This window comes from Faecalibacterium sp. Marseille-Q4137 (assembly GCF_017377535.1).
Lineage (GTDB): Bacteria > Bacillota > Clostridia > Oscillospirales > Ruminococcaceae > Faecalibacterium > Faecalibacterium duncaniae.
The window spans coordinates 1-13,038 of sequence record NZ_JAFREK010000056.1 but is presented as its reverse complement, the minus strand read 5'-3'; the positions used below and the strand labels follow the sequence as shown (position 1 = coordinate 13,038).

The window sequence follows — 13,038 nt, the reverse complement described above, 5'->3', positions numbered from 1 at the left end:
CGGTCGGCAGACGGATTTTTTCATTTTGGGGCTTGACTTTTAATAGTTAGTCTCCCATATACACAAGGGGCATCCGCAAACCGCAAATGCCCCTTGTTACATATTAAAGTGCAATATATAGTGTTCACGTATTCATTCAATACAACATATAGAGGAAAGAGGTATTCTATGCGCTCTCAGTTCACTTCGTATGAGCAGCTTCCCATCACTCTGACAGCCGATCATGTCGCTGCTGCGCTGGGCATCTCCCGCGCCAACGCTTACATCCTGCTCCGTTCGGACGGTTTTCCCACGCTCCACATCGGTAAGCGGATGGTCGTTCCCAAAGACCGCTTTCTTCAGTGGATTAGCGACAGCGTAAACAGCTGATCTGACATCCTTGATTCAAGAGGTCGCTTTATTTATACTGATTCACGAAACGACTTGACATCAGGAAGGAGGCAATATGCCAAGCAAACGTTCACACGGCGAGGGTACGCTTCGCCACCGCAGCGATGGTCGCTGGGAATTACGTATGATGGACGGCTACCAGAAAGATGGTTCGCCGCGCTTCAAGACCTTCTATGGCAAGACCCAGAAGGAGGTCAAGCTCAAACTGAAAGAGTATCAGGATGCGCTTATTAGCGGTGTCCAGTTGGACACGATCCTGTACTTTGAAGATTGGGCCGATACATGGTTCGAGGGTCACAAGGATAATATCGCTCCCACGACACAGGAAAGCTACAAATACTGCCTGAAAATGCTCAAAGAGGGATTTTATCATCGCCCCTTGACCGTCATACGCCCCATCGACATTGAAAACTTCCTGAAAGGGATGCGGCGCGATGGCCGCTCGGATTCTTACATCAGCAAGGCACGAGGGATGCTCTACCAGATCTTTCAAAAGGCAGAAGCCAATGACCTTGTGCGCCGCAACCCGGTCCGGCTTGCTGAAAAGATGCGGGCATCCGGCACCGCAAAACGCAAGGAAGCCTTTACCACAGCGGAAGTCGCACACCTGATGAAGGTGCTGCCCGATGACCGCATGGGCTTGAGCATTCGGCTTTTACTCGGCACTGGAATGAGGATGCAGGAACTTCTGGCTTTGGAGCCGCAGTTTATTGAAGAAGATGGCTCTGTCATTCACATCCGGCAGGCAGTAAAGGTCGTAAAAGGTACAGTCAGCATCGGCAGTCCGAAATCCAAAGACAGTATCCGGGATATTCCGGTGCCGCTGAATGTCCGCCCGTGTGCCATCAAGCTGCGGGATACCACCGATCAGTTCATCTGGGAAAGCCCCAAGACCGGCTTGCCCTGCAATCCCACCCATTTCCGGGATGTGTTCCGCAAATCTTTGGAAGAAGCGGGCGATGTCCGCTTGCTCACGCCGCACAGCTGCCGCCACACCTATGTGTCGCAGATGCAGGCGTTGGGCGTGGATATTCAGACCATTCAGAGCATCGTAGGCCATGCCGATACCGAAATGACTGAGCATTATCTCCATGTTCAGGAATCCATTCGGCAGAGTGCGATCCAGTTGTTCAGCGAGGCATTTTCGGCCTGAAAATTGGACGGAACGGCACTAATTAGACCAGATAAAATCTTTGGCATTGTGGTCAAAATTGTGGTCAAAACCAAATGAGGTCAGCCCACAAACAAAAAAATCCAACGATTTCTAACGTGAAATCGTTGAATTTATGGTCCGAGTGGCGAGAATCGAACTCACGGCCTCTTGAACCCCATTCAAGCGCGCTACCAAAACTGCGCTACACCCGGATATCGTCCTCTGCCTCCCTACCGAAGCATTGGCGACAAAAGATATTATACGCATCTTTCCGGGTTTTGTCAACACTTTTCTGCATCTTTTTCTGATTTTTTCAAGAAAAGTATGATTTTAATCGTATGAGCGCCGCTTTACTTTTTTGCTTTTACGCCAGTTTCCGCATCTGCGGCCCGCAGCTGTCTGTCCTTTTCCAGCAGGGGCTTGAGGTACTGGCCGGTAAAGCTTCCGGGCACCTCGGCCACCTGCTCGGGCGTACCCTCGGCAATCACCAGACCGCCGGCGCTGCCGCCTTCAGGGCCAAGGTCAATGATGTGATCGGCACACTTGATGAGATCCAGGTTGTGCTCGATGACAATGACCGTGTTGCCCGCATCCACCAGCTTCTGCAGCACCTCGATCAGGCGATGCACGTCCGCAATGTGCAGGCCGGTGGTAGGCTCATCGAGGATATACACCGTCTTACCGGTGCCGCGGCGGGCAAGTTCGTTGGCCAGCTTGACACGCTGAGCTTCGCCGCCGGACAGGGTGGTGGCACTCTGGCCAAGGGTCACATAGCCAAGGCCCACATCCAGCAGGGTCTGCAGCTTGCGGGCGATCTTGGGCTGGTTTGCAAAGAACACCACCGCCTCCTCCACGGTCATGTTCAGCACGTCGGAGATGGTCTTTTCCTTATACTTTACCTCCAGCGTCTCGCGGTTATAGCGCGCGCCCTTGCATACCTCACAGGGCACATAAACATCCGGCAGGAAGTGCATCTCGATCTGCAAAATGCCGTTGCCCTCACAAGCCTCACAGCGGCCTCCCTTGACATTGAAGCTGAACCTTCCCGGGCCGTAGCCGCGCATCTTTGCATCCTGGGTCTCGGCAAAGACGGCGCGGATATCGTTGAACACGCCGGTATAGGTGGCCGGGTTGGAGCGGGGCGTACGGCCGATGGGCTGCTGGTCGATGCCAATGACCTTATCCACGAACTCAAGACCCTCCACCCCGTCGCACTTGCCCGCACGGCTGCGGGCACCGTTCAGCTCACAGGCCAGCGTCTTGTACAGGATCTCATTGATCAGGCTGGACTTGCCGGAACCGGAAATGCCGGTCACACAGACGAACTCGCCCAACGGGAACCGGACATCAATGTTGCGCAGGTTGTTCTCCCGGGCACCTTTCACGGTCAGAAAGTTTCCATTGCCGGTGCGGCGGGTCTGGGGCACGGCAATGCGCTTGCGGCCGGAAAGATAATCGCCGGTGATGCTCCGCTTAGCCTTACAGATATCCTTTACACTGCCCGCCGCCACGATCTCGCCGCCGTGAACGCCTGCGCCGGGGCCCACATCCACGATATAGTCCGCACTGCGCATGGTATCCTCATCGTGCTCGACCACGATGACAGTATTGCCGAGATCCCGCAGGTTCTTCAGGGTTGCAATGAGCTTGTCGTTATCGCGCTGGTGCAGGCCGATGCTGGGCTCGTCCAGCACATAGAGCACGCCGGACAGCGCACTGCCGATCTGGGTGGTCAGGCGGATGCGCTGGCTTTCGCCGCCGGACAGGGTGCCAGCCGCGCGGGCCAGGGTCAGGTAATCCAGACCCACGCTCTGCAAAAACTGCAGGCGGTTCCGGATCTCCTTCATGATCTGACCGCCGATCTGCCTCTGCTTCTCGGTCAGGTTCGGCTCATTTTCGGCAATAAATTTCAGCTCATCCCGGATGGACATTTCGCAGAACTCGCTGATGTTCTTATCCCCAACGGTCACTGCCAGCACCACCGGCTTCAGGCGCTTGCCGTGGCAGTCCGGGCACTCCACGCCGGACATGAAGCTGCCGATCTCTTCCTTCATCCACTCGCTGTTGGTCTCCCGGAAGCGGCGCTCCAGGTTCTCCACGATGCCCTCAAACGTATTATAGTAGACACCGCTGCCGAACTCGTTGGTTCGGTGCATCTCGATCTTTTCGCCGTTGGTGCCGTAGAGCAGGGCGTTCACTGCCTCGGTGCTCATATCCTTGATGGGCGTGTCCAGCGTAAAGCCGTATTTTTTACCCAGACCAAGGTAGTACATTTCGCTGACAGAGCCCTCGGCGTAGTACCAGCCGCTGGCCTTGATGGCCCCCTGCCGGATGGACAGGTTCTTATTGGGCAGGATGCGCTCCTCGTCCACCCGCATAAACGTACCAAGGCCCGTGCACTTCTCACAGGCACCCTGCGGGTTGTTGAAGGAGAAGAGCCGGGGCGACAGGTCCCCGATGGAGATGCCGTGCTCCGGGCAGGCGAAGTTCTGGCTGAAGGTCATGCACTCCCCACCGATGACATCGATCTCGGCGATGCCGCCGGTCAGAGCCAGCGCAGTTTCCAGCGAATCCGCCAGACGGCCCCGGATGCCCTTGCGCATGGCAAGGCGGTCCACCACGATCTCCACCGTGTGCTTGATGTTCTTTTCCAGCGTGATCTCTTCGTCCAGGTCATACAGATTGCCGTCGATCTTCACACGGGAATAGCCGCCCCGCCGGGCGGCATCCAGCTCCTTCTGCTGCGTGCCCTTTCGCTGGCGCACCACGGGAGCCAGCACCTGGAATTTGGTGCCGTCCTCCAGCTTGAGCACGGCATCCACCATCTCATCCACGGTCTGCTGGCTGATGACACGGCCGCACACCGGGCAGTGGGGCACGCCCACCCGGGCATACAGCAGGCGCAGGTAATCATAGATCTCGGTCACGGTGCCCACGGTAGAGCGGGGGTTGTGGCTGGTGGTCTTCTGGTCAATGGAAATGGCCGGCGACAGGCCGGTGATCTCATCCACATCGGGCTTGTCCATCCGGCCCAGGAACATCCGGGCGTAGCTGGAAAGGCTCTCCACATAGCGGCGCTGGCCGTCGGCATAAATGGTATCGAAGGCAAGGCTCGACTTGCCGGAACCGGACAGGCCGGTCATAACAATGAATTTTTCGCGCGGGAGGGTCAGATCAATATTCTTCAGGTTGTGCTCCCGTGCGCCTTTGATGACGATCTTATCGTTTGCCAAGGTACTTTCTCCCTCTTCTCTGTGTCTGTGCATGGTTCTGCCTGCGCTCGGTCTCGGCATCCGAGTCCACGGTAGGGTTCTCGCCCCGGCGCAGGCGGTCGATCTGGTCACGCAGGAAGGCCGCATGCTCAAATTCCAGCAGCTTGGCAGCCTCCTTCATCTCCCGGGTCAGGCGCTCGATGGCAGCTTCCCGCTCCAGTTTGCCCATGCGGCGGGTATTCCGCTTTGCGTTCTCCGCCTTATCGCTGATCTCAATGCTGTCCGCAATGGCCTTGACGATGGTCTTAGGCACGATGCCGTGTTCTTCATTGTAGGCCATCTGGATGGCACGGCGGCGCTCGGTCTCGGTGATGGCGCGTTCCATGCTGTCCGTCACCTCATCGGCGTACATAATGACCAGACCCTCGGCGTTGCGGGCCGCGCGGCCAATGGTCTGGATGAGGCTGGTCTCACTGCGCAGGAAGCCTTCCTTGTCGGCATCCAGGATCGCCACAAGGCTGACCTCGGGCAGATCCAGGCCCTCGCGCAGGAGGTTGATGCCCACCACCACATCGATGGAGCCCAGGCGCAGATCTTTGATGATCTCCATCCGTTCAAAGGTGTCCACCTCGTGGTGCATATATTTGACCTTGATGCCCTGCTCGGTCAAGAAGTCGGTCAGGTCCTCGGCCATCTTCTTGGTCAGGGTGGTCACAAGAACACGCTCGTTCTTCGCCGTGCGGGCGTTGATCTCGCCCAGCAGGTCAGTCACCTGCCCCTCCACAGGCCGCACCGAGATCAGCGGGTCCAGCAGACCGGTGGGCCGGATGACCTGCTGCGCGATCCGGGTGCTGTTCCGGCGCTCGTACTCGCCCGGCGTGGCCGAGACGAACACCATCTGGTTCAGTTTGCTTTCCACCTCCTCAAACTTGAGGGGGCGGTTGTCAAAGGCCGACGGCAGACGGAAACCGTACTCCACCAGCGTCTTTTTGCGGGCGTAGTCGCCGCCGTACATAGCGCGCACCTGCGGCAGGGTCACATGGCTCTCATCCACAAAAAGCAGAAAATCCTCCGGGAAATAATCCAGCAGGGTGGTGGGCATACTGCCCGGCGCACGGCCCGACAGCACCGCCGAGTAGTTCTCGATGCCCTTGCAGATTCCCACTTCGGTCAGCATCTCGATGTCGTAGTTCGTTCGCTGCTGGATGCGCTGGGCTTCAATGAGCTTGCCCTCGGCGGTGAACTTCTTCACCTGCTCGTCACACTCGGCGCGGATCTTTTCAATGGCCGCTGCCTTTTTATCGGCACTGACGATGTAGTGGCTGGCCGGGAAGATGGCCACATGCTTCACCACGTTCTGCCGGGTGCCGGTAACGGGGTTGAACTCCGTGATGCGGTCGATCTCATCCCCAAAGAACTCCACCCGGATGGCAAGATCGCTCATGTAGGCCAGATAGATATCCACCGTGTCGCCGTGAACACGGAACTTATTGCGGATAAAATTGATGTCGTTCCGCTCATATTGCAGGGTGACCAGCTTTTTGCACAGGTCATCCCGCTCCATCTGCATCCCGGGCCGCAGGCTGATGACCATGCTGCGGTAATCGATGGGGTCGCCCAGAGAGTAGATACAGGACACCGATGCCACAATGATGACATCCCGCCGCTCCGAAAGCGCCGCCGTGGCCGAATGGCGCAGGCGGTCGATCTCATCGTTGATGGCGCTGTCCTTTTCAATGTAGGTATCGGTGCTGGGGATGTAGGCTTCGGGCTGGTAGTAATCGTAGTAGGAAACAAAATACTCCACCGCATTGTCCGGGAAGAACGAGCGGAACTCGGTGCAGAGCTGGGCCGCCAGCGTCTTATTATGGGCCAGCACCAGCGTGGGGCGGTTGCACCGGGCGATCACGTTGGCCATGGTAAAGGTCTTGCCGCTGCCGGTCACACCCAGCAGGGTCTGGCAGCGGTCGCCCCGCTCAACGCCCTCTACCAGCTGCTCAATGGCCTGGGGCTGGTCACCCGTGGGGGCATAGTTGGAGACGAGATGGAACTTTTCATCGGCCATGTCTCGTTTCTCCTTTCTGTTCTCAGATAGAACTACAAATAGTTGTGCTTTTCATGTTGATTATAACACAATTATTTTATAATATCAATACGGCCTGAGCATCTCCCCGGTCTGGAAATCGTAAAACGGCAGGCGGTTGGCCTCCCGCATGGAGAAATATTCGCTCTCGGTCAGGATGATGTGATCCCGCAGATGCACCTTGACCAGCCCCAGTGCCCGGACGATATTCTCGGTGGCCATCAGATCCTCCCGCGAGGGCAGGGCCACGCCGTTGGGGTGGTTATGGCAGAGCACCACACTGTCGGTACCGCCCTTGAGGGCTGCCGCCACCACATCCTTGATTTCCAGACTCACCCGGTCGCTGGTGCCGTCCCGCAGCCAGAACAGCCCCTTGATGCGGCTGCGGCCATCCAGCGCAGTCAGCAGGGCGCGTTCCTGCACAGTCCCGGCAAACTGTGCCATCAGGTATTCGACCAGCTGGTCGGTGGTCTTCATGCATTTTTTTCCGTTGACCGCACACTGGGTATAGTATCTGCCGACCTGCGGCAAAAGATGCAGCATCCGGGCGGTAGAGGGGCCTACGCCCTCCACCGTCAGCAGATCCTCCTCGGAGGCATCCAGCACCCCGGCAAAGTCTCCGAACCGGTCCATGAGGACATGGGCAAGGCCGTTGGTGTCCTTGCGGGTGTTGGTGATGTAAAGGACATATTCCAGCGCTTCGTGGGGTTCCAGACTTTCCAGTCCATACTGCTCTACCCGAGCGCGCATCCGCTGGCGGTGCCCCTTATGCTGGCAGCTTTCCTTTGCCATGGTCGTTCTCCTTTTGCGTTATTACTTTAATAGTACCGTTTTTTCAGCAAAACACAAGGGGGCACAGGAAATATTCTGCGTTGACTTCAAAGAAAGGGTGGTTTATTATAGAGAAAAGGCTTTTTTATGAATCAATATGCCCTCTCAGTCAAAGCCTGCGGCTTTGCCAGCTCTCCCAAAGGGAGAGCCCCTTGTGGCTCTCGGTCAGCATGTACTGAACCCGGGAGATGCATTGCCTCTCCCTTTGGGAGAGGTGGATTTGCGAAGCAAAGACGGAGAGGGTTTGTCTTTCATCCAACAAAAGGAACGATTTTATGAAACAATTTACTGCCACCGCAAACGACGAGGGCGTGCGGCTTTCCCGCTTTGTCCAGAGCGTGACGCGCGATTTCCCCACCAGCCTGCTGTACAAGAGCTTCCGCAACAAGCGGGTCAAGGTCAACGGCAAAAAAGGTACCCCCGAGGATCGGCTCAAGGCGGGCGACCTCATTGAGCTGTACATCAACGATGAATTCTTCCCGCCCGAGGGCGCAAAGCCTGCAGCCCGCAAGCCTGCCCCCAAAAAGCAGCAGAACCAGCCCAAGGTGACCGTCATCTATGAGGACGAGAACATTGCCGTGCTGTACAAGCCCACCCATCTGCTCTGCCACAGCGACCGCACCGGCGATGCCAACCTTGTGGACGCATTCACCCAGTATCTGGCCCAGAAGGGCGAGTACGATGCGGGCGGTGAGAACCGCTTCAAGCCCGGCATCTGCAACCGGCTGGACCGTGGCACTGAGGGCCTTGTCATCGCGGCCAAGAGCTACGCCGCCCTGCGGGACATGAACGAGATCATCCGCACCGACCTGCTCAAAAAGGAATACTACACCATCACCGTGGGCATCCCCCAGAGCGGGCGGTTCACGGCCTGGTGGGAGCACGACGAGAAGAACAACAAGGTCAGCATCCATGCCCACCAATCTCAGGATGAGCGCCGCAAGCAGATCATCACCGATGTGGATGTGCTGCGCACCGCCGGGCCCTTTGCCCTGTGCAAGATCGGCCTCATCACGGGCCGCACCCACCAGATCCGCGCGCATCTGGCCTACCTGGGCAAGCCGGTGCTTGGAGATATCAAATACGGCAACCGCAAGATGAACGAGCGCACCGGCACCCGGACGCAGGCTCTCTGCGCCGTCCGCATCAGCTTCCTGGATATCCCGGAGGAGAACACCTTGCACTACCTCTCCGGCAAGGTCATCAAGCTGAAGGACCCCCAGATCGTCAAACAGTTCGACGCACTGGATAAGAATAAAGAAGGAGCAGCATCATGGCAGACCTGAACGCCTATTTCAAAAGCATCATCGACCAGGACCGCGAGGCCGTGGTTATCTGCGACCTGGATCACACCATCCTCTATATGAACCCTGCCGCTGTGGTGGATTACGGCAAATACGGCGGAGCCGCCCTGCTGGGCAAAAGCCTTCTGGCCTGCCACAACCCCCATTCGGTGGAAGCCATCCGCAAGGTGGTCGAGTGGTTCGCGGCGGATGCCAGCCACAACATCGTCTATACCTATCACAACGCAAAGCACGACCGCGACGTCTACATGGTAGCCCTGCGGGACGAGGACGGTACCCTGATCGGCTACTACGAGAAGCATGATTCCCGAAAAGCTGAAACTATGAAGCAGTACGATTTGTTCTGACAAAGAAAGGCGAACTCCACACAAAAAAGACTTTGCCGCCTACCCCCCGTGCGAAGATGCTACTCTGCTATACCTCCCGCATAGACAAAACGAACGCCTGCCGGGCTTTTCTCACACGGCAGGCGTTCGTTCGTTTTTATGGGGTCGATTCGTTACTTTGCCAGCAGCTCATCAGCCAGCACATCCATCTGTGCCTCAGCGGCAGCATTTGCGGCAGAGCGGATGGTCACAACGGCATCACAGACGGTGATGTTCTTCATGCCGTCCAGCTCGGCACGCATCAGCTTTGCAGCCATGGGGGCCCAGGTGCCGTTCTCCATCAGGCCAACGGTGCGGCCCTGGAAGTTCTTGGTCTTGAGGTGTGCCAGCAGATTCTCCATCGGCGGGAAGAGGAAGCCATCGTAGGTGGCACAGGCCAGCACGATCCGGCCACAGCGGAAGGCCTCAGTGACGGCATAGGAGACATCGGTGCGGGTCAGATCCATCTCCACCACCTTGGCACCCTTGGCGCGCAGCTTCTCAGCCATGGTGTGGGCGGCGGCTTTGGTGTGGCCGTGGATGGAAGCGCTGGCCACCAGGATCTTCTCCGGCTCCTCAGCCTTGTAGCTGGACCACAGGTCATAGTAGTTCAGGTACTTGCTCAGATCGCCGGTCAGCACGGGGCCGTGCAGGGGGCAGATGGTGGCGATATCCAGCGCGGCGGCCTTTTTCAGCAGAGCCTGCACCTGCGGGCCGTACTTGCCCACGATGTTCAGGTAGTAGCGGCGGGCCTCGCTGGCCCAGTCGGCGTTTTCGTCAAACCTGGCCACTGCACCAAACCGGCCAAAGCCGTCTGCAGAGAAAAGCACCTTTTCACTGCTCTCATAGCTCACCATGACCTCAGGCCAATGCACCATGGGGGCAAGCACAAAGGTCAGGGTGTGGGTGCCCAGGCTCAGGCTCTCGCCGTCCTTCACCACCACGCGGCGCTCCTTGGCAACGGCATCCGCCCCAAAGAACTGATCCATATACAGGAAAGTTTTGGCGTTGCCCACCACCTGCATTTCCGGGTAGAGGGCGGCCAGTCTGGCGATGTTGGCACCGTGGTCAGGCTCCATGTGGCTGACCACCAGATAATCCGGCTTGCGTCCGGCCAGTGCCTCGGTCAGGTTGGCAAGCCAGGGCTCCGTGGCACGGTTGTCCACCGTATCCAGAATGGCGGTCTTTTCGTCCAGAATGACATAGGAATTGTAGCTCACGCCGGTGGGCACCGGGTACTGGCTCTCGAACAGGTCAATGGTGGTATCGTCCACACCCACGCCCAGAATGGCTTCGCTGATCTTTTTCACGCTCATAGCAGACATCCTCTCTATCCATATTGCTGTGCCGGAAAAGTGGCAGCATAATACTAATAGCGGTTCCTAGTATAGCACATTGTTAAAGATTATTCAAGCTCCTCCGGCAGTCTTGCTGCCACCGGCCGGCCGGGCTCGTTGTCCAGCTCCAGCAGGGCTGCTGCGCTGGCATCATCCAGGCTCTGGACACTGCGGAGCTTGCGGCTGATGGCCCGGCTGCGGACACCAATGAGGTTGTCCAGCTCTTCATCGGTCTGGCGCAGACGCTGCTGCATCTTGGAGAGCCCCTGCCCGAACTTGTCGAACTCCGTCTTAACGGCACCCAGCAGCTGCCAGACCTCGCCGGAGCGCTTCTGGATGGCAAGGGTCTTGAAGCCCATCTGCAGGCTGTTGAGCAGAGCCGCCATGGTGCTGGGGCCTGCAATGTTCACCTGATAATCCCGCTGCAGCACCTCCAGCAGACCGGCGTTCACCACCTCGGCGTACAATCCTTCAAAAGGCAGGAAGAGGATGCCAAAGGTCGTGGTGTAGGGCGGCTCCACATACTTTTCCCGGATATCCTTTGCCTCGCTCCGCAGCACCAGCTCCAGCGCATGGCGGGCATTCTCCACCGCCTGCGCATCGCCGGAGGCCTGGGCATCCTGCAAGTGCGCATAGGTGTCGCCGGGGAATTTGGAGTCGATGGGCAGCCAGACCGTGCCGCCGTCCGCGCCCGGCATCTTGATGGCATATTCCACCCGCTGGGTGCTGCCCGGAATGGTGGCCACATTGGTCTCGTACTGCTCCGGAGCCAGGATCTCTTCCAGAATGGCCCCCAGCTGGATCTCGCCCAGAATGCCGCGAGTCTTAACGCCCGAGAGCACCTGCTTCAGCCCGCCCACATCGGCGGCAAGGTTCTGCATCTCGCCCAGCCCCTTGTACACCTGTTCCAGCTGGTCATTCACAGCCTTGAAGCTCTCGGTCACCCGCTTCTGCAGGGCATCCTGCAGTTGCTCGTCCACAGTGTGGCGGATCTCATCCAGCTTTTTGGCGTTCTCGGCCTGCAGGGCGGTCATGTTTTCCGCAAGGGTCTTGCGCAGCTCTTCCAGCTTCTGGGTGTTGGCGGCCTCCAGACTCTGGAGCCGCTGGGTCAGGATCTGCTGCTGGCCGCTCTGACCCTGTGCCAGTGTAGTGCTCATACTCTGCACCGAGGTCTGCAGCGTCTCACTGACGCTGCGGATGGCGGTATAGTTCTGCTCCGCCATTGCCGCCTGTCTGGCCGCAAAGTCTTTTGCCTGTGCATCGAGCTGCTGCTGCATCCAGCGCTTGAGCTCCTCGTAGTCTCCCCCGTTCCGGGGCTTGTTCAGTTTCCAGAGCACCACTGCCAGCAGCAGGCAGATGATGACCAGCAGCAGGGTGTACAATCCAGCTAAAAATTCCATTGATTATAAGTCCTCGAAATCGACCAATTCTTTCCGGGTATCCAGCGCATCGCCATAAAGGCCCACGCCGTCCACCTCGCACTCGCCCGACTGGTTATCATAGGGGTCGGAACGGAACCCGTACATCGGCGGGTCAAAGGGTGCCTCAAAGGCGCGGTTTGCCACCATGCGCCCGGTGTCCAGGCTGCCGAAGTAGTGGCGGCGCAGCTCTTCCTCGCCCTGCCGTGCCATGGAGGCACCAAACGAGCAGTCGGCATACATCCAGCCCTTGGGGGCAATGTAGAACATGGCCCAGTCGTGGCAGCCCACGCCTGTGGGCGACACCGACAGACCGCTCTGCCAGCGGGCCGGAATGCCCACCAGACGGCAGAGGGTGATGAAGGTCAGGGCCATAATACCGCAGTCACCGCGCCGGTCCCGCGCGCAGCGGTCGGGCAGGCAGTCCTGCACAAAGTAGGCAGGCTGATAGTGATACCGCACGTTCAGGGTAACGTAATCATAGATGCGCTTTGCCTTCTCCGCCGGGTCGGTGATTCCTTCGGTCAGCTGTGCGGCCAGCGCCCGCAGGTAGGGTGTGAACACGATATGCGGGGCCTGCTCCTCCGTATCAAAGGTCGGCTGTTCCGGCGCGGACACAAAGTCCAGCGGGTCGGCATAGACTGCCGTTGTCTTGTAACGGTACTGCACCCCGAAGCGGCGGTTTTCGGTCAGGTCAGCCTCCCAGCAGACCGTGCGCTGGGGGGCGTTTGCATCGGCGATGCGGCCCGGCTGCTCGGTAAAGCTCTGCAGCTCGATCTCGCTCTGGGCCAGGCATTCTGCCGGGATGGGCAGCCAAGCGCGGACGTGCACGCTCTCCCGGCCCTCTGCCTTTGCCTTAGCCAGAGCGGCGGCAAAGGCCTCATCCGACATCCCCACGCTGGTCTTCAGCGTGATGCGGGCACTGGCCTGCCCTTCCCGCTCCAT

The 13,038-nt window shown here is 58.4% G+C and carries 10 protein-coding genes and 1 tRNA gene; 4 read left to right on the top strand and 7 right to left on the bottom strand.

What is annotated here, in order from left to right:
- Positions 1–168: 168 nt before the first annotated feature.
- The gene (locus J3353_RS14630; protein WP_158398184.1) at positions 169–369 is read left to right on the top strand and encodes a helix-turn-helix domain-containing protein; all 201 of its coding nucleotides are present in this window, start codon (positions 169–171) and stop codon (positions 367–369) included.
- 76 nt (positions 370–445) lie between these two features.
- Positions 446–1,543, top strand: a complete 1,098-nt coding sequence (locus J3353_RS14625) for a site-specific integrase (RefSeq protein ID WP_223382200.1) — start codon at positions 446–448, stop codon at positions 1,541–1,543.
- 134 nt (positions 1,544–1,677) lie between these two features.
- Here J3353_RS14625 and J3353_RS14620 read toward each other — a convergent pair.
- The 4 genes from J3353_RS14620 to J3353_RS14605 form a co-directional block, all read right to left on the bottom strand.
- Positions 1,678–1,755: transfer RNA gene (locus J3353_RS14620), tRNA-Pro, on the bottom strand.
- Positions 1,756–1,893: 138 nt separating this feature from the next.
- Positions 1,894–4,776 (bottom strand): excinuclease ABC subunit UvrA, encoded by a 2,883-nt coding sequence (uvrA, locus tag J3353_RS14615; RefSeq protein ID WP_207685124.1) that lies wholly within the window; start codon positions 4,774–4,776, stop codon positions 1,894–1,896.
- Positions 4,763–6,820, bottom strand: a complete 2,058-nt coding sequence (uvrB, locus tag J3353_RS14610) for an excinuclease ABC subunit UvrB (RefSeq protein WP_207685123.1) — start codon at positions 6,818–6,820, stop codon at positions 4,763–4,765. Before uvrB ends, uvrA begins: the two co-directional genes overlap by 14 nt.
- Before the next feature lie 84 nt (positions 6,821–6,904).
- Entirely contained in the window at positions 6,905–7,630 is a 726-nt protein-coding gene (locus J3353_RS14605) for a RadC family protein (RefSeq protein ID WP_207685122.1), read from the bottom strand.
- A gap of 314 nt (positions 7,631–7,944) precedes the next feature.
- Between J3353_RS14605 and J3353_RS14600 the strand changes: the two genes are divergently transcribed.
- Entirely contained in the window at positions 7,945–8,955 is a 1,011-nt protein-coding gene (locus J3353_RS14600) for an RluA family pseudouridine synthase (RefSeq protein WP_207685121.1), read from the top strand.
- Positions 8,943–9,320 carry a PAS domain-containing protein gene (locus J3353_RS14595; RefSeq protein ID WP_207685120.1) on the top strand — a complete coding sequence of 126 codons (378 nt, stop codon included), beginning with the start codon at positions 8,943–8,945 and terminating at the stop codon, positions 9,318–9,320. Before J3353_RS14600 ends, J3353_RS14595 begins: the two co-directional genes overlap by 13 nt.
- A 152-nt stretch (positions 9,321–9,472) precedes the next feature.
- Here the strand turns inward: J3353_RS14595 and J3353_RS14590 are convergent, their stop codons facing one another.
- The 3 genes from J3353_RS14590 to J3353_RS14580 all read right to left on the bottom strand — a co-directional run.
- Positions 9,473–10,654: an FprA family A-type flavoprotein gene (locus J3353_RS14590; protein ID WP_117504750.1), complete on the bottom strand. Its 1,182-nt coding sequence runs from the start codon at positions 10,652–10,654 to the stop codon at positions 9,473–9,475.
- An 89-nt stretch (positions 10,655–10,743) separates the two neighbouring features.
- A complete protein-coding gene (rmuC, locus tag J3353_RS14585) occupies positions 10,744–12,075 on the bottom strand; it encodes a DNA recombination protein RmuC (RefSeq protein ID WP_207685119.1) in 1,332 nt (443 codons plus the stop codon).
- A gap of 3 nt (positions 12,076–12,078) precedes the next feature.
- A partial coding sequence (locus J3353_RS14580; protein ID WP_207685118.1) for a transglutaminase-like domain-containing protein occupies positions 12,079–13,038 on the bottom strand: 960 nt, incomplete at its 5' end.